Below are 24,969 nucleotides of genomic sequence, written 5' to 3' on the forward strand. Positions count from 1 at the left end.
GCTGCGAGCCGCAGCAGCGGAAGTTTCTAAGCGAACAGGAAACTTCCTCAGGTCATTCTTCAGCTTGCACTGAGTGAGAAGCCACTGGAGCCTGGCGACCATGGCTGCGATGGCCAGGCGCGGTGACTCCACGGCGCATCAACTCTGCGGGGAGATCACAGCCGAAAAGCGGGTGAGCAAAGAGATAGCCCTGTCCAGCCGTGCAACCATTTTGCGCTAGAAAGGCAAGGTGGTGCGGGGTTTCAACCCCTTCGGCAATCGTGCCAATTCCTATCGTGCCCGCTAGTTGGATGATGGTGCGGCAGATCGCTTCGTCACTGGACTCAAGGCCTATATTTCGAATGAATGCGCGATCAATCTTCAAGGCGTCAATTGGCATCGTGTTGAGGTACGACAAGGATGAATAGCCGGTACCGAAATCGTCGATCGAGAGACGCACGCCAAGACCCTTGAGGGTGCGCATCATTCGAACTGCAAGCTCCGGTTCGCCCATCGCCACCCGCTCGGTAAGCTCGATTTCGAGAAGTTCTCCAGGCAATCCGTGACGGGCTAGCGTGGTGCGGACTTCGTCTACAAAATCGTCACGCCAGAACTGCACGAAGGATACGTTTACTGCCACCACGAAGTGCTTGTGGCCTTCATCAAGCCATTGCTTGCGCGCAGCCACCGCTTGCTCCAGCACCCAGCGCCCGAGCTCGATAATCTGCCCCGACTCCTCAGCGATCGGGATAAAGCGGTCGGGCGGAACATGGCTGCCGTCCTCGCGCTGCCACCGCAGCAAAGCCTCAACACCGGTAATTCGGCCACTGGCGAGTTCCATCTGCGGTTGATAGCGCAAGGTCATTTCCTCGTTGACTATCGCACGCCGCAGGTCAAACTCGATCACGAGCCTCTCCGATGCGGAGCGCGCCATTTCATCATTGAAATAGCGCCAACCGTTGCGCCCGCCGCTCTTGGCCTGATACATCGCCATGTCGGCCTGCTTGAGCAGTTCGTCGAAGGCCGTCGCATCGTGGGGGTAAAGGGCAATGCCAATCGACGCGGATACCGACACTTCGGACGTGCCGATGGTCATCGGTTCACCGATCGCCTCCACCAGTGCAGCTGCGCGACAGTCGATTTGAGCGTGATTGAGGTCATCGAGCAGCAACACGAACTCATCCCCCGACAGCCGGCAGACGGTGTCGCTGTCGCGAATCCGTTGCTGAATGCGCTTGGTGACCTCGCGCAGCACCTCGTCACCTATTGCGTGACCAAAAACGTCGTTAACGGCCTTGAAGCGGTCCAGATCGATGAACACCACAGCAAACGACTTACCTCTGCGTTCGGCGGCGCGAATCGCCTGCGCTGCCCGGTCATGAAGCAGGTAGCGGTTCGGAGTGCCAGTAAGAGAATCGTAGAAAGCAAGCCGCTCGATCTCCTCCTCGGCCATCTTGCGGTGAGTTATGTCGCTGAACACCCCAATGTAGTGCGTGGGTTCGTCATTGGCTCCACTCACACGGCTGATCGACAGCCATTCCGGATAGACTTCGCCGGATTTGCGCCTGTTCCAGATCTCGCCGGCCCAACGACCGGAGGCGTTTATCGCACGCCACATGCCCGCATAAAATGACTCCGGATGACGGCCGGAGGCAAGAATCGATGGCTTCTCGCCAAGCACACTCTCTTCCTCGTAGCCCGTGATCTGACTGAAAGCGTTGTTCACCGAGATGATTCGTTGCTCGGCATCGGTAATCACGATGCCCTCCCTGCCTGAGCGATAGACCTGCGCAGCGAGTTCGAGGCGGATATCCTTTTGGCGACTCTCGGTAATGTCGTTGGTGATGCCGCCAACACCTATTATTTCACCGGCATCACCGACCAACGGAAACTTGTTGCTGAGGTAGTAACGCACCTCAAGGCCGGGCTCATGAACCTTTTCTTCGTAAAGGATCGCCTTGCGGTTTGACATCACCAGAGCGTCGTTCTGGGCATGTTGATCCGCGTCTTCGGCTGGCAGCCATTCATCACGCCGGTGCCCGATTACCTCAGCATCGCTGCGACGCAGAAATCGCAACAGTGCCTGATTGGCGAGCAGGCAACGACCCTGAGGGTCGAATGCGTAGATCCACGAGTCGCTATTGTCCAGCAGAGTCTTAAAGATGTTGCGCGTGCGCGACAATTCGTCATCTGCGCTGCGGTCCAGGCACAACACAAGGAAACGTGAATCGAGGTGGTAATCGCTCGGCAGCGCGCACAGATAGACTTCAACGTGCAGTGTGGCGCCATCGTGAGCACGGAACAACAAGTACAAAGGCCCTTCTTCCGTGTCCGCGCCAACTCCGCGCAGCCGTTGCATCAGGTTGACTCCCCCTCCGTCCAGGATCAGTCTCAGCAAGGAATGCTGACGCAGCGTCCTGGTGCTGCGAAAGCCAAACAGCCGTGCTGCGGTGTCGTTAGCCTCCTCAATGATGCCGCGGTCGTCCACCACGAAGGCCGACAGCGGCAAGGCCGAGAACAGCAGTTGGTAGCGCCGGCGCACGCTCTCCTCGGCCTGTCGTGATGCAATCAGTTCCTGATTCTGTATATTGAGTTCGGCTTGATACACCCGCAATTCATGCAACAGCTCGCTAAGATCGGCAGCAGTAGCAGCATCTAGACGGCCTGTGCCCGCCTCGCCGCGCGACAGTGCCATTTCAGCACGCAGGCGAAGAGTGTCAATACGTGAACGACCTTCGCTCATACCTGTACCTCGTCGGGTGCATACCAGCTGGTAATGTTTATGTGACTCACCACTGCACCGAATTCCCCCCCGTGTATTGGTGCGACGTTCATCACGAACCAGCGTTTCTCTGTCGCCGAATGGCAGGGGTATTGAAGCGAGAACGTCGCGCTTGAACCTTCGAGTACCGCCTTGATTCCGATTCGAGCGCGGTGCGCTTCGCTGTCCAGGCCAGGGGCATCGGTACATGCAGAAAGGTAGTTGCACCCTACTCCGCAGCGGCTTTGGTCGGAATCACCGTTGGCGCGAGCAAAGCGCGTCCAGGCTGCGTTAACCATGGCGATGGTGCCATCCGGAGCGAGCACCGCAATATGCTCAGGCAACGCGTCGATGATGACCTGCAGGCGGTCACGTTCTCTGGTCGCAGTGATGTCGATGAATGTCACCACAGCGCCGTGCTGACTCGCCGATGCAGTGCTGTAGGGCAGGATGCGCACAAGAAAGACACGACCGTCGGCGGCAAGCGCCTGCTTCTCGATCATGCGCTCGCTGCGCACTGTATGGCGCAGATCCTGGATGAGTTCGGGATAGCGCAGGACGTGCACGATCTCGTCCAGCGGCCGTCCAAGATCGCCCTCGCGCAGACGGAACACATTAACTGCATCCGGACTGAAGCGGGTGAGGTTGAGCGCACCGTCGACGAATACCGTGGCGACGCCGACCGCCTTGGACATGCTGTCCAGATCGGCATTGAGGCGATTGAGGATGCCGACCTTTTCCTGGTATTCCGCGTTAACCGTGTTGAGTTCCTCGTTGACGGACTGCAATTCTTCATTTGAGCTTTGCAACTCCTCGTTGGAGGCCATCAACTCTTCATTCGTTGCCTGCAGTTCCTCGTTGGAGGTCTCAAGCTCTTCGATGGTCGCCTGCAGGCTCTCGCGGGTAGCCTCCAGTTCGCGCTGCAACACATCAATGCGGGCCATCGTTTCGGCGTCGACATCTACCGTCGGCGCAACTCCATCCGCCGCCGGCATTCCCTGCGACTCGAACACCAGCAGCAACAACTGCTCGTCGCCGTGCAGTGGAAGGGGCCGTACGCTGAGCCGCACGTTGCGCGAAGCCACTTCCTCGGATCTGACCTCCAAGATATCCGACACCATCGGCTGGCGTTCCTTGGCGGCCTTGAAGAGCAGCGCAGAAGCGACGGGAACGAGGTTCTCGGGAAGAATGCGCGACAACTCAAGGCTCGCTGAACCTTCGCGCGCACGAACGTAGGGCTGTACACGACCGAACAAATGAATGGCTTCGTGTCGTTCGTTTACCAGAATTGCCGGTGGTACGTAGGCGTCCAGCAGCATGCTCATCGCTTCGTCGGTGATCATGCCCTCGGCGAGCCTTTTGCGCCGGTCGTCCCCCACGCGTCGCCGGCTCGTTTCTACAACATAGGGCGCACGAGTACCGGGAACCCCGAGGCCAAGGTTGAGCGCATTGGCGGCATCAGTGCGCTGGAATAGCTTGTGCTTCCCATGCACAGTGGAAAAACCACTGCCGTGAGCAGTCAAGGATTCGCTTGAGCCGAGGAGCATGTAGCCGTTTGTCTCGATCGCGTACTGCAAGCGGTCCAGCGCGCGCTTCTGGGCCTCGGGCGTGAAATAGATCAGCGTGTTGCGGCAACTGACCAGACTCATACGTGTGAACGGCGGGTCGCTGAGGAGGTTGTGGCGGGCGAACACGATGCACTGGCGCAGTTCGGGCTTGACCGTGTAGTGATTGCCGATACGGATGAAGAAGCGTTCAAGCCGCTCGGAGGTTAGCTCCGCCGCGGCTGATTCCGGGTAGCGTCCGGCGGCAGCAAACTCGACGTTGTGCTGATTGACGTCGGTGGCGAATATCTTGAGGCTGGGCCACCGTCGTGCACGTTCGAAGGCCTCGAAGAAGGCGATTGCAATAGAGTATGCCTCCTCCCCGGTGGAACAGCCTGCTACCCACACGCGCAACGCGGCGCCGGACTCAGCGTGGGCGACGAGTTCGTCGATGGCCTTTCGTGCCAAAGTATCGAACACCTCCTGATCGCGAAAGAAGCTGGTCACAGGAATCAGCAACTCACGTCGCAGCACCGACACCTCAGCAATATCGTGCTCAAGCAAGGCAAGATAGTCTGCAAAGCTGCGCATATGCCGTACCTGCATGCGCCGCTCAATGCGCCGGTTGAGAGTGGCTGGCTTGTAGTCGTTGAAATCGATGCCGCTTATTTGGAGCAATAACTGGACAATGCCCTGTCGCGCCTCGTCTTCCGACAGCGGTGGCGCAGTTGCGATCGCTGCCTGAGCGGGTGCATCCTCAAGCGGTAGCTTGCCAAGGTAGGAAAGGATGCGCGTCGCCAGTTTGTCGGCACTCAGAACGGCATCGACCAGTCCAGTACTGATCACGCTGCTGGGCATGCCATCAAACTTTGCCTCCCGTGGTTCCTGTGCAAGCAGAAAGCCGCCGGCAGCATTAAGCGCAACGGCACCACGGGTGCCGTCGGAACCGGTACCGGACAGAATCACACCGATGCCGCGGTTACCGAAGTCGTCGGCAAGCGAGCCGAAGAATATATCGATGGGCAAGGTCAGCAGATGGGGGTGCTTGGGTGTCAAGCGGAAGCGCCCATCCTCGATGCGCATTATCGTGCCGGGCGGGATCAGGAAGATCTGATCGGCGGCGATCGGCAACTCGTCCTCGACCATGCGCACCTTCATGCGGGTGTAGCGCGCGAGCAGATCGGTCATCATGCTCTTGTGATCCGGCGACAGATGCTGGATCACAACGAAGGCAGCGGTGGTATCGGCCGGGCAATGACTGAAGAACCGCTCCAGTGCCTCCAGCCCGCCTGCAGACGCGCCTATTGCAACCACGAAACCGTTGAAAACAGTCGTTGACGCCTGACCCTCCATCTTTGCCCGGCCAACTTTCTTGGCTTTCATCCTTCACTTCCCGCGGTAGGTTGCACATCCATCCGTTGCCATTCACGGCCGAGTCGGCGTTGCATACCGGCGGCGTCAGTGCAGATGACAATGCCATGTTCGCCTCCCCGGCGCTGACAGGCACCGCTTCCACCCAGCCAGAGTTCGCATCCTGCCGGCAGGGCTTCACGCAGCGCTTCGCTGTAGGCATGCAGCGCGCGCGGCGGGTATCCTCGACTCACAGACAACCCGACGATCCGCGCGCGGCAGGCACAAGCTGCAGCAGCGAGTTCATCCAGCGGGGTTTCAGCACCGAGATCCATGCAGTCAACATTCAAACTGCGCAGAATCAGGCCGGCCATCGAGAGCCCCAAGGTGTGCCGTTCACCGGGAGGCGTGGTCAGCAGCGCAAGCACTCGTTCATTCCCCAGGGCAAGAGACTGAGGGGCGACAGACTGACGGAGAACGTCGCGCATGACTGCGCTGACAGCATGCTCTTGCCATACACGAGCATGACCAAGCGCCCACTGATGACCGAGTGCACGCATCAGCGGGGCCGCAAACGATTCGACAAAAACAATATCGTCGAGGGCCGCTCGCCTCGCCAGCAACTCACTACGCAGCACGCTGAAGCGGCCAGCGGCAACCAGTTCGAGCAGGCGGTCTACATGCGGCAGCGATTGGTGGCGTACGTCGGCCAGAGGACTGTCCATGAGTGCAAGGGCAATTGCCTCCCCAACCGAATGCCCCGACTCGACGATGCGCTTGACGGCATGCAGCAGGTGAACCTGCGTTTCGTCGTAAAGACGGGTACCGCCCCCAGTACGCAAGGGGACCGGCCAGCCATGTCGGCTTTCCCACTTCCTCAGCACGTCCGGACTGACGCCAAGCTGCGATGCGACGGTGCCGATGGTGAGCAATCACTTCCCCTTGAACAGAAACCCAGCGTGCAACTACTGCCTGTAGGCTCGTCATTGTACGTCCAGATATTATCTGGACATTGACGAAAGTCATAGTTTCGGCCGAACGGAGCACCTGTCTCCGCCTGCTTTGCCAAGAGGCTGCGGCCCACTTCATTCAGACAAACTTGATTGCCATACTGGCAGGACCGGAAAGACCAGCCGAAGCATCTGCCCGGCAGCGGCACAGACCGTGAACACGCCGTAACCCGCGCTCCGGTATGATTGCTTCTTCATGCCGGGCTCGCGGTCACTGCCGATGGACTTCGACGAACACCCTCTCTACCTGCCCATGCTCGCCGTGCGCGCCCTGGTTGCCGCCAGCTTGCTGTGGATCGCCTTCTCCAGCGTGTCGTTTGCCGCCATGGTGGTGCTCGCCGCGGGCGCGGCTGGGGCGGGTTTTCTGGCCGACCGCGGCATTGCGGCCTACATCCGCCTCGACATCCGCAGCCGCGAGCGTGCCGAGCGCCAGCGCCTGATCGCCGAACGCAAGGCCCGCGAAGCCGCGGAGAAGGCTCGCCAGGCTGAAGAGCGTGCCCGCCGCCTTGCCGAGGCGCGGGCACGCTGAGCATCAGCGCAGGCTGATCACCGTCCAGCCGCGCCGGGCTGCCGCGGCGGCCAGCGCCGGATCGGGGTCCACCGCCACCGGATGATCCACTCGCTCGAGCAGGGCGAGGTCGTTGAGCGAGTCGGAGTAGAACCAGCTCGGCAACGCTCCGCTCAGCCCTTCCTCGCTGCGCCAGGCTTCCACGCGCAGCGGTTTGAGTTCGCGGAAGCAAGGCAGGCCGCACAGCGCCCCGCTGAAGCGCCCGTCCACCAGCTCCGCCTCGGTGACCAACAGATCCGCAATGCCGAGCGCCTGCGCGGCGGGTTCGACGAGAAAGCGATGAGTGGCCGAGACGATGGCGCAGCGATGACCCTGCGCACGGTGGCCGGCGACCAGCGCCGCGGCCTGCGGCGCCAGTGCCGGCAGCAGCCGGGTGTGGGCAAAGCGGGCGCGCAGCGGCAACAGTTCGGCGAGCGTGCGCCCGGCAAGGGTTTCGAGCTGGAAGGCGAGATAGGCGCCGATGTCGAGCCGCCCGGCGAGATAGTCGTCGTAGTAGCGGGCCTGGCGCGCGAGGGTGCGCGGGCCGTCGATGCAGCCTTCGTCAGCGAGAAAGTTCAGCCACAGCTCGTTGGTATCTGCAGCGAGCAGGGTATGGTCAAGGTCGAAGAGCGCGAGGGCGGTGGGCGGGACGTGGCGGTTCATGAACACGGAGCGGTGGGAAAAACGGTGATGGTCAGATCAGCGCATGGCGCACGCGCGCGGACACCCATTCGGAGAGCAGCACGGTAACCAGGATGACCAGCAGGATGAGGCTGACCTGTGGCCAGGCCAGCACGTTGAGCGAGGACTCCAGCGCCAGGCCGATGCCGCCGGCGCCAACAAGGCCGAGGATGGTGGATTCGCGGATGTTGATGTCCCAGCGGAACAACACGATGCCGGCAAGCGCCGGTGCCACCTGCGGCACGATGGCGTAATCGATGACCTGCGCGCGCGAGGCGCCGGTGGCGGCCACCGCCTCGACCTGGCCGGCGTCGATCTCCTCGATGGCCTCGTAGAGCAGCTTGCCGATGAAGCCAATGGAACGCAGTGCGATGGCGAAGATGCCCGCCAGCTGTCCGGGACCGATGATGGCAACCAGCAGCAGCCCCCAGATCAGCGCATTGATCGAGCGCGAGGTAACGATCACCAGCAGCGCCAGCGGGCGCACCAGGCGCACGCTGGGGGTGGTGTTGCGCGCCGCCAGGAAGGCGGTCGGCACCGCCACCAGCAGCGCCAGCAAGGTACCCAGGGTGGCGATGTTGAGCGTCTCCCACAGCGGCCACCACAGCCGTTCCATGTAGGACCAGCGCGGCGGCCACATGCGTGCGCCGATATCGGCGGCCTGCTGCGGCGCATCGGCGACGAAGACCCACAGCGTTTCGCGGGTCATCAGCTGCCAGGCGAATACCGTGACCACCACCAGCAGCAGCCAGCCACACCACAGCAGCAACTGCGCGGGCGTGCTGCGGCGCTGCCATACGCGGACCTCTGCGCGCTGATGGACCGCCATCACTGCACCTGCCTGCGGACAAAACCGGAGATGTACTCGGTGAGCATCACGATGGCGATGATGATGAGCAGCACGGCGGCGGCAGAGTCGTACTCGTAGCGGTCCATGGCGGTGTTGAGGGTGGCACCGATGCCACCGGCGCCGACAATGCCGATCACCGCGGATTCACGAAAGTTGATGTCGAAGCGGTATACCGACAGGCCGATCAGGCGCGGCATCACCTGGGCGCGCACGGCATAGTCGAGCACCTGCCACCAGCCCGCGCCGGTGGCGCGGATGGCCTCGACCTGGGTTTCGTCGATGTCCTCGATGTCCTCGGCAAGCAGCTTGCCGAGAAAGCCCACCGTCGACAGGGTGAGGGTGAGAAAGCCGGCGAAAGCGCCGAAGCCGAACATGGCGACGAAGAAGATGGCGATCAGCACCTCCTGGAAGGTGCGCGCAAAGGCGATAAGCGCACGGCAGCAGTAGTACACCGGCGCCGGGGCAATGTTGCGGGCCGCGCCGATGCCGAAGGGGATGGACAGCGCCACCCCGGCCACGGTGGCGGTGATGGTCATGGTGATGCTCTCCTGCAGGCCGAGGAGGATGTCGTCGCTGCGGGAGGAAAAATCGGGCTGCAGGAAACCTTCGACGAAGCGCCAGCCACGCACCAGCCCTTCACTCACCCGTGCCCAGTTGACCTCCAGCGAGGCCAGCGCGAGGCCGAGGTAGAGCAGCGCGCCGAGCCCCAGCGCCCAGCGCAGGCGGGCATCGGCAATCAGCGGCGGACGCCGCCACTGGCGCACGGCGCTGCTCATCAGAGGCCGGCGCCGGTGGCGAGCAGTGCGGCGGGAGCGGCGTCACAACGCTCGCCGTCCGGCTGCGCCAGCGCGCTCCAGTCGGCAACGCCGTAGATGCGTTCGAGCACGGTGGTGCTGAGGCCGTCGGGTGTGCCGTCATAGACCACCCGCCCGCCGTGCAGGCCGACGATGCGGCTGACGAAGCGCTGTGCGAGGGCGACGTCGTGGATGTTCACGATCGCCGGCAGGGCACGCTCGGCACAGATTTCGCAGATCAACTGCATGATCTGCTGCGAAGTCTTGGGGTCGAGGCTGGCGGTGGGCTCATCGACCAGCAGCAGCTCCGGCTCCTGCGCCAGCGCGCGGGCAATGCCGACACGCTGGCGCTGACCGCCGGAGAGCGCGTCGGCACGTTTGTCCACATGGGCGGCAAGGCCGACGCGGTCGAGCAGCGCAAAGGCGGCATCGATGTCACGCTGCGGAAAACGGCGCAGGAAGGAGCGCCAGAACGGCACGTAGCCCAGACGGCCGGAGAGGACGTTCTCCATCACTGTGAGGCGTTCGACCAGGGCGTATTCCTGGAAGATCATGCCGATCCGCCGCCGCACCGCCGGCAGGTGGCGCGTGGCCACCGCGGTGATCGCCTCGCCACCGAGAAGGATCTCCCCCGCGCTGGGTTCGACCAGCCGGTTGATGCAGCGGATCAGCGTGGACTTGCCGGCCCCCGAAGGGCCGATCAGCCCCACCACCTCACCGGGCGCAACCGTCAGGCTGATGCCGTCAAGGGCGCGGTCGCCGGTGCGGTAGGTCTTGCCGAGAGCCTCGATGCGCAGCATTGCGTGCCTGCCGCCGCTCACTTGCAGGCGTAGCTCACGCCCATCGCGCTGTCGATGTCACGCACCACCGCCCAGTGCTCCTTGAAGGTGATGGGCATGAACTTCTCCTGCGGCGGCTCGGCAGCGTTGAATTCGCGCGCCAGCGCCGACCCCGTCCAGTCATAGGAGAAGAAGGCCTCGCGGATCTTCGCCGCCAGCTCCGGCTTGAGGTTGTGGGCATGGCCGTAGCCGGTGGTCGGGAAGGTCTGCGAGCGGTAGATCACCCGCGTCTGCGCCGGGGTCACCACGCCGCGGGCCTCCATGCGCAGCTTCACCGAATTGGCGATCGCCGCCGCGGGGTAGTCGCGGTTGGCGACGCCGAGGATGGAGTTGTCGTGCTTGCCGGAGAACACCGGCTCGTAGTCGCGCCCGGCCTCCATGCCGAACTGCTCGCGCAGCAGCGCCGAAGGCGCCTTGTAGCCGGAATTGGAGGTCTCCGAGGTAAACGCCATCTTCTTGCCACGGATGTCCTCGACGCGCTGAATGCCCGAATCCGGCGCGGTGATGATCTCCATCTCGTAGCCGTAGCGGTCGTCCATCGAGGCCATCATCGCGAAGGGCACGAAGCCCGCACAATTGACCGCAAGCGGATTCGAGCCGGTATTGAAACCCGCCACATGCAAGCGTCCCGCGCGCATCGCCTCGATCTGCGCGGCATTGCTCTGCACCGGGAAGAACTGCACGCGCTTGCCGGTGACACGTTCCATGTGCTTGAGGAAGTCCTCCCACACCTTGGCATACACGGCGGGGTCTTCCACCGGGGTGTAGGCGAACACCAGCGTCGCCGGGTCGACCCACTGCTTCGGGTCGGCGGGCAGGTCTGCAACCAGGTCGCCGTCGGCATCACGGTAGCGCGGATCCATCGCCACAGCGGATGCGGCGATTGCCAGGGCACAGCCACCCAGCACCAACTTTCGGACAAGAGCGGGAAGCACGATCCAACCTCCATGAATGTCAGATTCAAGGCGATGGAATCTATCTGCAGCACGTTACGCAGGTGTTGCAAGGTACCGCCGGATCGACAGCAGCGGTCATCAACCCGTCAATCGACTACCGCTCGGCCCCACCCCTTCGGCTACGCTGATGACAGGCGCCGGGTCAATATGCGACGCTCGCGCATGGGCAACACCGGCTTCAAGGCCAAGCCAACGGCAGAAGCCTTGCCCCTTCGGTTTCCCGAACGATGCGAGCGCCCCACCCCACCGATGTCGCCGAACAAGCAGTCGTGCCGAGGCCACACAGACCGCCGCGCCAGCCCGGCGCGATCATTGGCGAGCCAACGCAGAGGCGCCTGAAGCTCCTCCGCGCCCATGCCATGCCGATGGCACATCCCCTGCAGCCTGATGAATGCACGGACCCAATGGACATGGGCTTTCTCTGTTCGTATGCTGTAGTCCTTGTAATGGATGCATGCCCGCACGCCTTTGGCCAAGTTTGGCGGGTGGACGCAGGTGTGGCCTTGGGGGTGCCGGGTTTGTCAGGGGCGAGGTGCTGTTTTATCCTGGCAGCATGAGTGCCCAGGGTGTTGATAGTATTGACAAAAGAGCACGCCGAGTTCGCAGGGATTAACCGGCAGATACCTGAATATCCGTCTGATTTGATGTATACAATTCGTTAGCTTTCCCATTTCAACTATCCGCTATGACCAACTTTTCAACTGAGTTTCCGATCGACACAAAGAATAGCGTCGAGGACGTCGTCCGCTTGGCATGCAAGTGGGTGACGGGAAGCCCCCACACAAAAATTCCTCCAACGGCATTTGGCGAACTGCCACTCGATTTGGAGCAGCGCTACTCAAGCGGGCCAGAGGAGGTGACCACCGCTATCGCTAAGAACGCCGACTACGACATCGGTGGCCTCCGGCACATACGTACGGAAAACGGTCTTGAGTGGGTCACATCTATTGTGTCCCTCAAGACGCCTGAAAGACATACGCTTAGCCTTCAGGTTTCGTGTGAGGCACTCAGTACCGCGGTTAGGTTGCCTCCTCCGAAGAAGCCCTACTTCATTCGACAGGCTCTCACGGAACTGGGTGGCGGAATGGATGGGGAAATACCGGTAACGGACAAGCCGTTCCGTTTGGGTGAGAGCGAGGCTGGGATTGCCGCAGCGCTGATGATGGGGGTCGCAAACAACAAGCTGCCCATTGTCTACGTCAGCGCAGGCTTCGACGGAACGCATCTAATCAATCCAGACGATCTGGCGAAATTTGTATCCGGAATGGCTCACGTGGTAGTAGAGCCGAGTCGGGCATTTTCATTCAAGGTTAAAACACTCACAAACTCGGGCAACGTGTTCGGTGGCACCATCGGTGTCTACTGGCCTGAGAGTAATGCGCGGAACGCCTATTTCCTCGATGACGAAACACCGAACCCCCGCGCCATTCAAATTGAAATTGCAAAGGACATTCGCCTTGCTCTTTCAAACAGAAGGGCTCGCACCAATTGCACGTGGGCGCATCTAAAGGAAACGATTTCACGTAAGCGCTACGATTTGTTGAAATCGCAGGGATCCACGGCGCTACAAGAGTACATCGAGGCATTTGACGCGGATCAAGCAGCCAAAGACACAAAGCTGGCTGACGCCGAGCAAGAAATTTCACGACTTAACGCCGAACTTAGGCGAGTCACGTCATCCAATCAGTCATCAAATCGCGGCCTAGTTTCCCTCGGAAATGAACAAGATCTGTATGAGCACGAAATTTCTGACATTATTGTTGACGCGCTTCGGGAGGCTTTACGTGCCGCCCGAGAGAATAGCCGTCGCCAGCACGTATTGACCGATCTATTGGCAGCAAACAAATCGTCTGGTACTAGACAAAAGCTCGAAGAGGAAATCAAGTCTCTCTTTAAGACCTATAGAGACATGGACGCGCGAACAAGAAATGCGCTGGCGAGGATGGGCTTTGAACTGTCAGAGGACGGAAAACACTATAAGGCCGTATTCCAAGGAGACGGTCGTTATACGTTTACACTGCCAAAGACAAGCAGCGACCATCGAGCTGGTAGGAATACAGCGAGTGATATCAACAATACTCTCTTCTAGAGCTAACACTACGCTGCATCCGACCGGCCAAAAGCTGCGCTTTTGTCCGTCGGCTGAGCTTCGACGTTGGACCAATCATCAGGCTAGGAGACGTCATCTTGCTTAAGTACCAGGATGTATTCGTTCCAGGGGGCTTTCCGCGCCATACCTACAACGCTCGGCTGGATTTGAATCTTGAGACGCGACTTGGCGAGATCAAAGACAACCTATGCAAACTTGTTACCGTCACCGGTCAGACCAAGTCGGGCAAGACAGTGCTAGCTCGAAAGGTATTACCCCCAGAGGAGTGCATTTGGATTGATGGGGGTACAGCCGGAACCGAAGACGAGTTCTGGCAACTTGTTATTGAGCAACTCGACTTATTTCAGGATTACGAGGAACAGGAAGGAACAGAAACCAGTACATGCATCGAAGGAAAGGGAACTGCAGAGGCAAATTTCCTTGTTGCAAAGGGGTCCGGCGAAGTCGGGGCAAGTCTTGAGAGGAAGCGCGGGACGGAAACACGTCGAGTTCGGTCCCTTTCATCGCGAGTAGTTGCACTCTCTGGACTCAAGACTCGCAAGCTACCACTGGTTATCGACGATTTTCACTATCTTCCTCCGGATCTTCAAGGCAGGATCGTCCGCGCCCTCAAGCCAATCGTCTTTGATGGTCTGCCCGTGGCGGTAATCGCCATTCCCCACCGAAGATTCGACGCGGTTAAGGTGGAAAGGGAAATGGCTGGGCGCATATCTGGGATTGAGATTCCGTCATGGTCCAACAGCGAACTCTCCTACATCCCAGAAACCGGTTTCAAACTGTTGGGCTATGAGCTAGATCCATCCAGCGCAACCCGGCTCGCATCACAGGCACTTGGTAGCCCACATTTAATGCAGGATTTTTGCCGCGGTCTCGCCAAACAAAGGGACATAAAGTATTCCGCGGAGCTCTCGCAACTTCAGTTCAGCCCCGATGAATGCGACGAGATCTTTCGTGATGTTGCAGACACAATCGGTAGGCCGATTTTTGAGAAGCTTGCTCGGGGGCCACGGCAACGTACTGACCGGATCCCAAGAGAGCTAAAGGATGGACGGCGCGTAGATATCTACGAGTTAGTGCTTCATGCCTTAGCGAGCATAAAGCCGGGGCTCGTGAGTCTCGAGTACGAAGACCTGCGCAGTGCAATACGCGAAGTATCGAGTTCGCAGCTGCCGCAGCTTCACGAGGTAGCACGCGTCCTCAAGCATATGGCGACGATCGCCTCAACCGACCAGAGCTCAACGCCTGTGATTGACTTCGAAGAGGAAGAGAAGAAGCTGCACATCACAGATCCATTTTTCGCATTCTATCTTCGGTGGGGCGACCTATCTTGACGAGTACGTCCAACGATTAAGGTTATGTCGTGATCGCAAAGCGAGCCACGACATGAACCGGTTGTTGAACAAGCCCGGTTCGTTTCCCTGGAAATAGCTTCGAGTGCCCCGGCCCGGAAGTGGGCGAGGCTGCCAGCGCCCTGGGCTGGTAGTTCCGGAGTCAACGCGTGGAAGCGGGCAATGTGCTCCATTTCGCGCTTGGCGCGCGCCTTTGCAGCGATTTTGGGCCGAGCGCCACCGCGGCGCCGGCCGGCGCACCACCCTCTCAGGTGGGCGGGCTTGCTCAACCGTCTCCACAGCCGGAAGCGGTCCTCGTCGCCAAACCGTTGCGGGAAGAATTCGCAGACTACGTTCGCTGCGTAGCCCGCACCGAGGCAGAGGCGAAGCCCGGGAAGACCGCCGCTAGCCCGGGCGCCTGCGCAGCGGCGCTTACGCCGGCAGGGCGAGCTTGCCGTCGGTGCTGAACTGGTAGTCGCGGAAGACGTGCTCGGCGCTGAGGATCTCGTAGCGCCCGTCCTCGCCCTTGCGGCTGGTGTCCTTGAGGCGGTAGGTGTAGTGCCCGCAGGTCCACAGGTCGAAGTTGCGCATGTGGGTGCACAGACAGGTCTTGTCCATGACCTTCACCTTGCTGCCTTCGGGCAGTTCGGCGACGGCGCGGTTGTAGGCGTCGATGTACTGGCAGCTGCCCTTGGCGTCGAGCAGGTAGCCGTAGGCCTCGCAGTTGGGGCGGATGCCGTTGCCGATCGCCGGGCTGTTGATGAGCATGCGCATCGGATAGCCGGTGGGCGAGATGAGGTTGACTTCGATGTCGCCCTCGCTGGCCTTGAAGTATTCCTGCTGGACGTCTTCGGGCAGGCCGCATTCGCGCGTCACGGTGAAGCGGGTGGCAACCTGCACGGCCGCCGCACCGGCTTCGAGGAAGTTCACCGCATCGCTGCCGGTGAAGATGCCGCCGGCGGGAATGAGGGGAATGTCGAGCTCTTCGGCCTTCAGCCAGGCGGCGATCTCGGCGACGATGGTGGCCAGATCGTACTGCGCCCAGTCGAGCCCGAAGCCGAGGTGGCCGCCGGCCAGCGGCCCTTCGACGACGACGTAATCGGGCAGGCGCCCGGTACGCGCGCTCTTCTTCAGGAAGAGTTGCAGGGCGCGCAGCGAGGAGACGATGATGCCGAGCTTGACGTCGCGGAAGCGCGGATGCTCTTCGATCAGCGCAAAGGAGCCAAGGTGCAGGCCGGCGGCCAGGGTGATGCCGTCGATGCCGTTGTCCATGGCGGCCTGCAGCCGCACCCGCAGGGTTTCCCGCGGGCTGTTCATGGTCAGCTTTTCCATGCAGTTGATGAAGACCAAGCCGTCACCGCGCTTGGCTTCCATGGTGCGGCTGACGTGGGTGGCGGTCGCCTCGGCGATGAGGCCGAGATCGAACTGCACCACCGACTTGTCGCTGTTGGCGACGTTGAATTTGTACTGCTTGAGCTTGTCCTTGACGTACTTGGTGTTGTAGCGGCGGTCGGACACCGTGGGCAGCATGGCGTCGGAAATATGGCCGATGCCGCCCAGCCGGGCAGCCTCCAGCGACAGTTCGGCGGTCGAGATGTCGACGCCCATGCCCCCGATCATGATCGGCACCAGTTCCTGCTTGCCAAACCGCAGGCGGAAATCATCCACACGCTTCATTGCTTGAGTGTCCAGATTGCGTAGCCCCGCATTATCGCCCGAGACCCGCTCCGCGGGCTAGGTAAACCGGCATTGGCAGCCGCGCCGAGAACTGCAAGCATAGCCTGCGAGTCATATTCCGGGGGCGCAGCAAGGGCTGCACGCCCCACCCCATCGACCTCTTTGCTCCAGCCATGCTCAGCTCTCTCAAGGAACTCTTCAGCGCTCTCGCCACCCCCGCGCCGCAAGCCGGCACCACCGCGGAGCATCATCTGCAACTGGCCACCGCCGTACTGCTGGTGGAGGTGATGCGGGCCGACGCCGACAGCCCCGAGGCCGAGCGCCTGGCCATCATCGAGGCCCTGCGCGAACGTTTCGCCCTCGCCACCGACGAGGTCGAACGCCTCTTCGAACTCGCGCGCGCCGCCTCCCACGACGCGCCCGACCTGTTCACCTTCACCTCGCAGCTGAACCGCGCCTACAGCCCCGCCGAGAAGCTGCAGATCGTCGACTACCTGTGGCAGGTGGCCTACGCCGACGGCCACCTCAGCCATCACGAGAACCATCTGCTGCTCAGACTCGGCGAACTGCTGTACATCCCGCGCGGCGATTTCGTTGCTGCCAAGCAGCGCGCCCGCACACGCAGCGGCAACTGCTAATATTCTCCCTTTGCAGCCCCGCGAAGGCTGCTGCAGCGGAGCCCAGCGATGTTCTACGGCGTTACCGACCTCACCACCTTCATCATCGGCACCATCTTCATCGTCCTGCTGCCGGGGCCGAACTCGCTCTACGTCATGGCGGTGGCCTCGCGCCACGGGGTCGCGGCGGGCTACCGCGGTGCCTGCGGCATCTTCGCCGGCGACACCATCCTGATGCTGCTCGCCGCCACCGGCACGGCCTCGCTGCTGCGCACCACACCCGAACTGTTCATGATCATCAAGTACGCCGGTGCGGCCTACCTGGCGTGGGTCGGCATCAGCCTGTTGCGTTCGGCGCTGCGCGACTGGCGCCGCCGCGGCGAAGCCGGGGACGCGGCCGCCACTGCGGCCGCCGCCCCCCGCGCACACCCGTTCCGCAGCGCACTGCTGATCAGCCTGATGAACCCCAAGGCGATCCTCTTCTTCGTCTCCTTCTTCATCCAGTTCGTCGATCCGGCCTACGCCCACCCGGGGCTGTCCTTCCTCATCCTCGGCGCCATCGTGCAGGTGTGCAGCGCCCTCTATCTCTCCGCGCTGATCTTCGGCGGCGCCTACCTCGCCGCCCAGTTCCGCCGCCGCCGGCGCCTCGCCGCCACCGCCACCGGCAGCGTCGGCGGCCTCTTCATCGGCTTTGGCGCCAAGCTCGCCGGCGCCACGCTGAGCTGAGATAGAATTGCGGATTGCCCCCACCCAGGGGGCTTTCCCGCACCAATGATGAGCCCCCACCTCCCCGCACTAGACCTCCCCTACGCCCCCCTGGTCCGCCGCATCGAAGCCGAAGCCACGGTCATCGGCGACCAGATCCTGCGCATCGACCACTTCCTCAACCACCGCATCGAACCGGCCTTCATCGCCGAGATGGGGCGCGAACTGGCCCGCCGCCTGTCGGCCTTCCACCCCACGGTGGTGCTAACCGCCGAAGCCAGCGGCATTGCCCCCGGGCTGGTGGTGGCACAGACCCTCAACGTTCCGCTGCTGTACGCCAAGAAGTACGCCCCGGAAGTGGAATCGCCCTACATCTCGCGCGTCATCCCCTCGCCCACCAAGGGCGGCGAAACCAAGCTGGTGCTCTCGCAGCGCTACCTGCAGCCCGGCGCGCGCACGGTGATCGTCGACGACTTCCTCTCCAACGGCCGCACCGCTGTGGCACTGGTGGAGATGGCCCGCGAGGCCGGCGCCGAGGTGCTGGCCGCCGGCTTCATCGTCGAGAAGCGCTTCAGGAACGGTCATCAGTCGGTCAGCGAACTGGGTGTACCGGTAGCCACGCTGGCCCAGGTCGAGGCTCTGCGCGACGGCAAGGCGGTGCTGCGTCAGCCGCAGGGCTGATCTGCGCTAAACTGACACTCTGAGCTGTCACCGGGACGCGCGCCATGCAGGAATTCGAACAACAGGCCCAGGCCTTTGCCAACCAGATCGAAGAGGAGCTTCAGGAAGGCCGCCTGAACTTCCCTACTGCGCTCGACGTTTCCCTGCGCATCAAGAAGCTCGCCGACAATCCCGAATCCACCCTCGACGAGATCGCCGCGGTGGTACGCGCCGAGCCGGTGCTCAGCGCCAAGGTGGTGCGCATGGCCAATGCCGTGCTGCTCAACCCCTATGGCGCGCAGATCACCGCGGTCAATGAGGCGGTCAAGCGCATCGGCCTGTCGGCGCTGCGCTGCCTGGCCTTCGCGGTAGCCGCCGAACAGCTCGCCCAGGATCACCGCTCGCGCGAGATGCGTCTGGTGGCCTCCGGGCTGTGGATGCACACCGTCGATGTCGCGGCGTGGTCGTACGCCTTTGCCCGCCACCTGCGCTCGGTGAATCCGGACACCGCCATGCTCGCCGGCATGATGGTGGATATCGGCCAGTTCTTCCTCCTCGCCCGCGCGGCCGATTTCCCCGCGCTTGAACACAACATGGCGCGCTTTGCCGAGTTCGTGTCGACCTGGGACGAACCGGTCGGGCGTGCGGTGCTGGAAGCCTTCGAGCTGCCCGAGACCATCCTCGACGCCTTCCAGTACGAAGACCCCTACGGCGGCTCGTGGCCGCCCGTCGACCTTGCCGACATCGTCTTCACCGCCGGGCTCGCCGCCGAGACCCCGAACCCCTTCGACACCCTGCTCGGCCTCAACAACCGCGGCGGGCTGCTTGCCGCGTGTACCGCCGGCATCGACAAGGACAAGTTCTCCGAACTCGTCGAGGCCGCCCGCGAAGGCCGCCAGGAACTGATCTCCGCCGTCGTCGGCTGAAACCCCTCAGCCGGCCAGCGCGCGCCTGAGCGCCGCCGCCGCGGCGCGCACGGTGTCGTTGGCCTCGGGGAAGAACTTCCCCAGGGTGATGAAGCCATGCACCATGCCGTCCACCGCCAGGTGTTCGACCGCGCCACCCTCGCTGCGCACGCGCTCGGCAAAGGCCACGCAGTCATCGGTGAGCGGATCGCACTCGGCGGTCACCAGCAGCATCGGCGGCAGGCCGGCGAGCGACGCCGCGCACATCGGCGAGGCCCGCCAGTCCGCGGTATTGCCCGCGGGCAGATAGCGCTCGAAGAACCACTGCAGGCTCTCGCGATCGAGAAAATAGCCGTCGCCGTATGTTTCGCGTGAAGCGCGCGAACTGAGGATCTCCGTACACGGATAGATCAACAGTGCAAAAGCCGGCAGCGCCACACCGCACTCGCGCCGGGCAATGGCGGTGACGATGGCGAGATTGCCCCCGGCACTGTCGCCACCCACCGCGACGCGGCTGCCATCGACGGACAGCAGGCCGGCGTTGTCCACCGCCCATTCATAAGCCAGAGCGGCGTCATTGACCGCCGCCGGAAAGGGGTGCTCGGGCGCCAGGCGGTAATCCACCGACAGCAGCGCACAGCCCGACAGGTTGGCCAGTTCGCGGCACAGCACGTCGTAGCTCTCCACCTCCCCCACGCACCAGCCGCCACCGTGGTAATAGACCAGCAGCGGCAGCACCGCCTGCGGCGGCGCACTGAGCGGGCGGTAGTAGCGGCACAGCAGCGCACTGCCGTCGCCGCGCGCGATCGGCACCTCGGTCACCGAGGCCACCGCCGGCGCCTCGGGGCGGAAGGCGAACTGCAGCTTCTGGAAGGAATGGCGGGCCTGCGCCACCGAAAGGTGGTGAAAACGCGGCGCACCGACCCGGTACACCATGTCCAGCATGGCGCGGGCCTGAGGGGAAAGAGGCATGACGGCAAGCGGCGCGGAGCGCGCACGGAAGAAACGACAGGCGGCATTCTAACCGCGCCGCCGAGCCCCGGCGGGGTACGGCGGTGCAAACTTGTGCAGCGCCCCCTGACGGGCCGCCTCAGCCCCGCAGTCCTTGGCATACAATGAAACGCTTACGCACAGACGACCAGGGAGAGGCTCAAGATGACCACACAAAAGAAGACCCCGTCCGCACCCCGCCGCCCGGCAGTGAAGCGCACACCGCGCCCGGCGCAGGCCGGCGACGTGGCCCCCGACCAGTCGCCCGCGGGCATCGAACACTTCGAACTCGACCAGGCCGTGCGCGCCGCGCGCGACAGCAAGGAAGTGGCCGTGCGCGACATCATCGCCAGGGCCGCCGATGAGGACATCGGCTCGCTCGCCAGGACCCTGGAGGCCATCCTCGCCGGGGCTTCGCCGGACGATGCGGCGGTGCTGCGCGAAGCCCTGCTGAAGGCCGAGGAACCGGCCACGAAGCTGCCCGTGGCCCCCGACGACCAGCTCTCCGACGACTGGCGGGTAGGCGGCTACCCGTACAAGAACCTGATGTCGCGGAAGAACTACGAGAAGCAGAAGTACCACCTGCAGGTGGAACTGCTCAAGCTGCAGGCCTGGGTGAAGGAGACCGGGCAGAAGGTGGTGATCGTCTTCGAAGGCCGCGACGCCGCCGGCAAGGGCGGCACCATCAAGCGCTTCATGGAACACCTCAACCCGCGCGGCGCGCAGGTGGTGGCGCTGGAGAAGCCCACCGAGACCGAACGCGGCCAGTGGTACTTCCAGCGCTACATCCAGCACCTACCCAGCGCCGGCGAGATCATCCTCTTCGACCGCTCGTGGTACAACCGCGCCGGCGTCGAGCGCGTGATGGGCTTTTGCAGCAACGACGAGTACAACGAGTTCATGCGCCAGGTGCCCGAGTTCGAGCGCACCCTGGCGCGCAGCGGCATCCACCTGATCAAGTTCTGGTTCTCGGTCAGCCGCGGCGAGCAGCGTCGCCGTTTCAAGGAGCGCGAGAAGCATCCCCTCAAGCAGTGGAAGCTGTCGCCCATCGATCTGGCTTCGCTGGACAAGTGGGACGACTACACCAAGGCCAAGGAGGCGATGTTCTTCTACACCGACACCGCCGATGCGCCGTGGACGGTGGTGAAGTCGGACTGCAAGAAGCGCGCGCGCCTCAACGCCCTGCGCTACGTGCTCCACAAGCTGCCCTACACCAACAAGAACATCGACGCCATCGGCCCCCTCGACCCGCTGCTGGTGGGCCGTGCCAACGTGGTCTATGAGCGCGGCGAGAAGGAATCCAGCGCCCTGCTGTGAGCGCCCAGCCAATGAAACCCGCCCCCGAAACCCTCGCCGCCCAGGCCATGGGCTGGGTCGCCCAGCCCTTTCACGACCTCGCCCCACCGCTGCACCCGAGCAGCACTTTCGAGCGTGGCGGCGATGGCGACTACCCCGGCGGGCGGGTCTATGCACGCGACCACAGCCCGGCCTACGACCAGGCCGAAGCCCTGCTCGCCGCCCTCGAAGGTGGTGAGCAGGCCCTCCTCTTCCCTTCCGGAATGGCCGCCGCCACCGCCCTGCTGCACGCCCTGCCGGCCGGCGCCGAGGTGCTCGCGCCACGCGCGATGTACTGGTCGCTGCGCAACTGGATGCGCGAACTCGATGCCCGCGGCCTGATCGCCATCGACTTCTACGACAACGGCGACAGCGCCGCGCTCGCCAGCCGCCTGGCCGCGCGTCCGCCCGCCCTGCTGTGGATCGAGACCCCGGCCAACCCGACCTGGGAGATCACCGACATCGCCGCCGCCTGCAGTGCCGCGCACGCCCACGGCACCCTGGTGGCGGTGGACTCCACCGTACCGACACCGGTGCTCAGCCGCCCGCTGGCACTGGGCGCCGACTTCGTCATGCACTCGGCAACCAAGTATCTCAACGGCCACTCCGACGTCGTTGCCGGCGCCCTCGCATGCCGCCAGCCCTGCCCGCTGTGGCAGCGCGTGCGCGTCAATCGCACCCAGGGCGGTGCCATCCTCGGCGCCTTCGAGGCCTGGCTGCTGCTGCGCGGCATGCGCACCGTGCATCTGCGCGTGCGCCACGCCTGCGCCAGCGCCCAGCGCATCGCCGAGCACTGCGCTGTCGATCCGCGCATCGCCGCGGTGCTCTACCCCGGCCTGCCCACCCACCCCGGCCACACCGTGGCCGCGGCGCAGATGGACGGCGGCTTCGGCGCCATGCTGTCGCTGTGCATCGCCGGCGGCGAACAGGCCGCCCGCGATACCGCCGCCCGCCTGCAGGTATTCAAGCGCGCTACCTCGCTGGGGGCGGTGGAAAGCCTGGTGGAGCATCGCGCCAGCGTCGAGGGCCCGGGTTCGCTGTGCCCACCCGACCTGCTGCGACTGTCGATCGGCATCGAGGCGGTGGACGACCTCATCGCCGATCTGGATCAGGCGCTGGGCCGCACTTCACTCCCGGGCACGTAGTCCGGCAGGGCAAACGGACACTGGCCGCCACCGTGCTGCAGACAATGGGAGTATGATCGCCGCCTCATGAGGCCGCTCGGCATACCCCGCGCGGCGCTGAACCGCCACGGAGCAGTGCTCACCGTGGCCTGAGCAGCGGCCGGAGAAATCTTGCGCATCAGAGAAGTCCAGCATCCAGCCCGGATCGTCCCTGCGGCCTTCCTGATCACCATCCTGATCGGAACCGCACTGCTGATGCTGCCTGCCGCACATGCCGAGGCAGGGGGAGCACCGTGGATCGTGGCCTTGTTCACGGCGGTCTCCGCGGTCTGCGTAACCGGACTGGTGATCGTCGACACCGGAACCTACTGGTCTCCCTTTGGCCAGGTGGTGATCATGGCCCTTTTCCAGATCGGTGGATTCGGCATGATGACTGCGGCCACACTCCTCGGTCTGATGGTGAATCGCTCACTACGCCTGCGGACCAAACTCACCGCCCAGGTCGAGACACACAGCCTGGGGGTTGGTGACGTTACCAGTGTGGCAAAGCTGGTGTTGATCGTCACCATCATCGCCGAGTCCATCGTGGCCGTATTTCTGACCACCCGTCTGCATGCGGCCTACGACCTGCCATTGACCGAGGCGGCGTGGAGCGGCGTGTTCCATGCCGTCTCGGCCTTCAACAATGCGGGCTTCTCGATCCATGAAGACAGCCTGGTGCGTTACGCTTCAGACGCCTTCATCCTCGTCCCCGTCATGCTCGCCATCATCGTTGGCGGCCTTGGCTTTCCGGTGCTCCACGACCTGCGCAACCGGCTGCGGGACCCACATCACTGGTCGGTGCACACCAAACTGACCCTGCTCGGCAGTGGCGTGTTGCTGGCTGGCGGCGCAGCGATCCTGCTCTTCTTCGAGTGGTCCAATCCGCTCACCCTGGGACCCCTGACGGTCGCCGAGAAGCTCCTCTCGGCCACATTTGCCTCCGTTTCCGCGCGCACCGCAGGATTCAACGCCATCGACATCGGGGCGCTGACTCACGAGAGCTGGGGCCTGCACTACTTCCTGATGTTCATCGGCGGAGGCAGCGCGGGCACTGCCGGCGGGGTAAAGGTGGGCACGGCAATGATCCTGATTCTGCTGGTGGTGGCGGAAATCCGTGGCCGCAGCGATACCGAGGCTTTCGGCCGCCGGATCAGCATTTCGGCACAGCGGCAGGCCATCACCGTGCTGGTGCTGGGCAGCACGATGGTGGTGCTGGGCACACTGGTAATCCTGCGCCAGACCGACATCCCCTCGGATCAGGTGATCTTCGAAGTCATCTCCGCGTTCGCCACGGTAGGCCTGTCGACGGGCATCACTGCCGACTTGCCCGAGGCTGCGCAACTGATGCTCGCCCTGCTCATGTACGTCGGGCGCGTCGGCACCATCACCCTGGCAGCTTCGCTTGCACTGGGCGAGCATCGCATGCCTTATCGTTATCCCGAGGAGCATCCCATTGTTGGCTAGGCTATTTACCGAACGCTTCGCCTTTTCCAAGGGCGACAGCGTAGTCGTGATCGGACTGGGCCGCTTCGGCGGCTCGGTCGCCAATTCCCTCATGCAACTCGGCCACGATGTCATGGGCATCGACCGCGACGCCGAACCGGTGCACGAATGGGCCGATCTGCTCACCCATGCGGTGCAAGCCGATTCCACCAGCGCAATGACCATGCGCCAGCTCGGCGTGGCCGACTTCTCCCACGCCATTGTCGGCATCGGCACCGATCTGGCCGCCAGTTTGATGACCGTAATGGCACTCACCGAGCTCGATATTCCGGACATCTGGGTCAAGGCAATGACGCCCGAACACGGCAAGATCGCCCAGCGCATCGGCGCGCATCATGTGGTTTATCCGGAAGCCGACATGGGCGAGCGCGTCGCTCACCTGATCAGCGGGCGAATGATGGACTACATAGAGTTCGACGACGGTTTTGCCATCGCCAAGATCCACGCCCCGGCGCTGACCCACGATCTGTCACTGGCAGACTCCGGGGTAAGGGAGAAATTCGGTGTAACGGTGGTCGGCATCAAGCGCGCCCACGAAGACTTCCAGCACGCCAAACCAGGCAGCATCGTGCGCCCCGGCGACCTCCTCATCGTCTCCGGTCCGACCCGCCAGGTCGAGGGCTTCGCGGCGGCCAAGGTGCGCGGCGGCTGACGCAGCAGCG

At 63.1% G+C, this 24,969-nt stretch carries 22 protein-coding genes; 11 read left to right on the forward strand and 11 right to left on the reverse strand.

Annotated elements, in window-relative coordinates; translation table 11 throughout:
* Window positions 1-52: 52 nt before the first annotated feature.
* The 3 genes from C8261_RS14990 to C8261_RS15000 are packed head-to-tail and all read right to left on the reverse strand — an operon-like array spanning window position 53 to window position 6,566.
* Window positions 53-2,722 (reverse strand): sensor domain-containing protein, encoded by a 2,670-nt coding sequence (locus C8261_RS14990; RefSeq protein WP_107494539.1) that lies wholly within the window; start codon window positions 2,720-2,722, stop codon window positions 53-55.
* Window positions 2,719-5,667, reverse strand: coding sequence for a chemotaxis protein CheB (locus C8261_RS14995; protein ID WP_107494540.1), 2,949 nt, complete (start codon window positions 5,665-5,667; stop codon window positions 2,719-2,721). The genes C8261_RS14990 and C8261_RS14995 overlap by 4 nt, the downstream gene beginning before the upstream one ends.
* Window positions 5,664-6,566, reverse strand: coding sequence for a MerR family transcriptional regulator (locus C8261_RS15000; RefSeq protein ID WP_107494541.1), 903 nt, complete (start codon window positions 6,564-6,566; stop codon window positions 5,664-5,666). The genes C8261_RS14995 and C8261_RS15000 overlap by 4 nt, the downstream gene beginning before the upstream one ends.
* Window positions 6,567-6,864: 298 nt before the next feature.
* Between C8261_RS15000 and C8261_RS15005 the strand changes: the two genes are divergently transcribed.
* Window positions 6,865-7,173, forward strand: coding sequence for a hypothetical protein (locus C8261_RS15005; protein WP_107494542.1), 309 nt, complete (start codon window positions 6,865-6,867; stop codon window positions 7,171-7,173).
* A gap of 3 nt (window positions 7,174-7,176) precedes the next feature.
* Here the strand turns inward: C8261_RS15005 and C8261_RS15010 are convergent, their stop codons facing one another.
* The 6 genes from C8261_RS15010 to C8261_RS17870 all read right to left on the reverse strand — a co-directional run bounded on the left by C8261_RS15010 (window position 7,177) and on the right by C8261_RS17870 (window position 11,775).
* A complete protein-coding gene (locus tag C8261_RS15010) occupies window positions 7,177-7,854 on the reverse strand; it encodes an HAD family hydrolase (RefSeq protein WP_107494585.1) in 678 nt (225 codons plus the stop codon).
* Between the two features lie 31 nt (window positions 7,855-7,885).
* Entirely contained in the window at window positions 7,886-8,701 is an 816-nt protein-coding gene (phnE, locus tag C8261_RS15015; protein WP_107494543.1) for a phosphonate ABC transporter, permease protein PhnE, read from the reverse strand.
* A complete protein-coding gene (gene phnE / locus C8261_RS15020) occupies window positions 8,701-9,498 on the reverse strand; it encodes a phosphonate ABC transporter, permease protein PhnE (RefSeq protein ID WP_107494544.1) in 798 nt (265 codons plus the stop codon). The genes phnE (C8261_RS15015) and phnE (C8261_RS15020) overlap by 1 nt, the downstream gene beginning before the upstream one ends.
* The gene (gene phnC, locus C8261_RS15025) at window positions 9,498-10,316 is read right to left on the reverse strand and encodes a phosphonate ABC transporter ATP-binding protein (protein ID WP_107494545.1); all 819 of its coding nucleotides are present in this window, start codon (window positions 10,314-10,316) and stop codon (window positions 9,498-9,500) included. The genes phnE (C8261_RS15020) and phnC overlap by 1 nt, the downstream gene beginning before the upstream one ends.
* 17 nt (window positions 10,317-10,333) lie before the next feature.
* On the reverse strand, window positions 10,334-11,290 hold the full coding sequence (gene phnD / locus C8261_RS15030) for a phosphate/phosphite/phosphonate ABC transporter substrate-binding protein (RefSeq protein WP_107494546.1): 957 nt from the start codon (window positions 11,288-11,290) through the stop codon (window positions 10,334-10,336).
* Between the two features lie 140 nt (window positions 11,291-11,430).
* Window positions 11,431-11,775, reverse strand: coding sequence for a phage integrase N-terminal SAM-like domain-containing protein (locus C8261_RS17870; RefSeq protein WP_408003226.1), 345 nt, complete (start codon window positions 11,773-11,775; stop codon window positions 11,431-11,433).
* 221 nt (window positions 11,776-11,996) lie between these two features.
* On the opposite strand from C8261_RS17870, the gene C8261_RS17215 reads away from it, so the two are divergent.
* Complete coding sequence (locus C8261_RS17215; RefSeq protein WP_146161691.1) at window positions 11,997-13,400, forward strand: coiled-coil domain-containing protein; 1,404 nt, start codon at window positions 11,997-11,999, stop codon at window positions 13,398-13,400.
* A 98-nt stretch (window positions 13,401-13,498) separates the two neighbouring features.
* Window positions 13,499-14,752 (forward strand): hypothetical protein, encoded by a 1,254-nt coding sequence (locus C8261_RS15040; protein ID WP_219905216.1) that lies wholly within the window; start codon window positions 13,499-13,501, stop codon window positions 14,750-14,752.
* 429 nt (window positions 14,753-15,181) lie between these two features.
* On the opposite strand, the gene C8261_RS15045 is transcribed toward C8261_RS15040, so the two are convergent.
* On the reverse strand, window positions 15,182-16,426 hold the full coding sequence (locus tag C8261_RS15045) for a nitronate monooxygenase (protein WP_107494549.1): 1,245 nt from the start codon (window positions 16,424-16,426) through the stop codon (window positions 15,182-15,184).
* Window positions 16,427-16,599: 173 nt separating this feature from the next.
* On the opposite strand from C8261_RS15045, the gene C8261_RS15050 reads away from it, so the two are divergent.
* From C8261_RS15050 to C8261_RS15065, 4 genes are read left to right on the forward strand one after another with little or no spacing between them, the layout of a single operon-like run.
* Window positions 16,600-17,064, forward strand: coding sequence for a tellurite resistance TerB family protein (locus C8261_RS15050; protein ID WP_107494550.1), 465 nt, complete (start codon window positions 16,600-16,602; stop codon window positions 17,062-17,064).
* A 48-nt stretch (window positions 17,065-17,112) separates the two neighbouring features.
* A complete protein-coding gene (gene leuE / locus C8261_RS15055) occupies window positions 17,113-17,769 on the forward strand; it encodes a leucine efflux protein LeuE (RefSeq protein WP_107494551.1) in 657 nt (218 codons plus the stop codon).
* A 45-nt stretch (window positions 17,770-17,814) separates the two neighbouring features.
* The gene (xpt, locus tag C8261_RS15060; protein WP_235864942.1) at window positions 17,815-18,429 is read left to right on the forward strand and encodes a xanthine phosphoribosyltransferase; all 615 of its coding nucleotides are present in this window, start codon (window positions 17,815-17,817) and stop codon (window positions 18,427-18,429) included.
* 44 nt (window positions 18,430-18,473) lie between these two features.
* Window positions 18,474-19,334: an HDOD domain-containing protein gene (locus C8261_RS15065; protein WP_107494552.1), complete on the forward strand. Its 861-nt coding sequence runs from the start codon at window positions 18,474-18,476 to the stop codon at window positions 19,332-19,334.
* 6 nt (window positions 19,335-19,340) lie between these two features.
* Here C8261_RS15065 and C8261_RS15070 read toward each other — a convergent pair whose 3' ends face one another.
* Entirely contained in the window at window positions 19,341-20,285 is a 945-nt protein-coding gene (locus C8261_RS15070) for an alpha/beta hydrolase (RefSeq protein ID WP_107494553.1), read from the reverse strand.
* 183 nt (window positions 20,286-20,468) lie between these two features.
* Here C8261_RS15070 and ppk2 point away from each other — a divergent pair, with 183 nt between their 5' ends.
* From ppk2 to C8261_RS15090, 4 genes are all read left to right on the forward strand, one after another.
* Complete coding sequence (gene ppk2, locus C8261_RS15075) at window positions 20,469-21,620, forward strand: polyphosphate kinase 2 (RefSeq protein WP_107494554.1); 1,152 nt, start codon at window positions 20,469-20,471, stop codon at window positions 21,618-21,620.
* An 11-nt stretch (window positions 21,621-21,631) separates the two neighbouring features.
* Complete coding sequence (locus C8261_RS15080; protein ID WP_107494555.1) at window positions 21,632-22,783, forward strand: trans-sulfuration enzyme family protein; 1,152 nt, start codon at window positions 21,632-21,634, stop codon at window positions 22,781-22,783.
* A gap of 150 nt (window positions 22,784-22,933) precedes the next feature.
* Window positions 22,934-24,268 (forward strand): TrkH family potassium uptake protein, encoded by a 1,335-nt coding sequence (locus C8261_RS15085; protein WP_107494556.1) that lies wholly within the window; start codon window positions 22,934-22,936, stop codon window positions 24,266-24,268.
* On the forward strand, window positions 24,261-24,959 hold the full coding sequence (locus C8261_RS15090; RefSeq protein ID WP_107494557.1) for a potassium channel family protein: 699 nt from the start codon (window positions 24,261-24,263) through the stop codon (window positions 24,957-24,959). Before C8261_RS15085 ends, C8261_RS15090 begins: the two co-directional genes overlap by 8 nt.
* Window positions 24,960-24,969: the final 10 nt, after the last annotated feature.

Source organism: Pseudothauera lacus (genome assembly GCF_003034845.1).
GTDB classification, from domain to species: Bacteria; Pseudomonadota; Gammaproteobacteria; order Burkholderiales; family Rhodocyclaceae; genus Pseudothauera; species Pseudothauera lacus.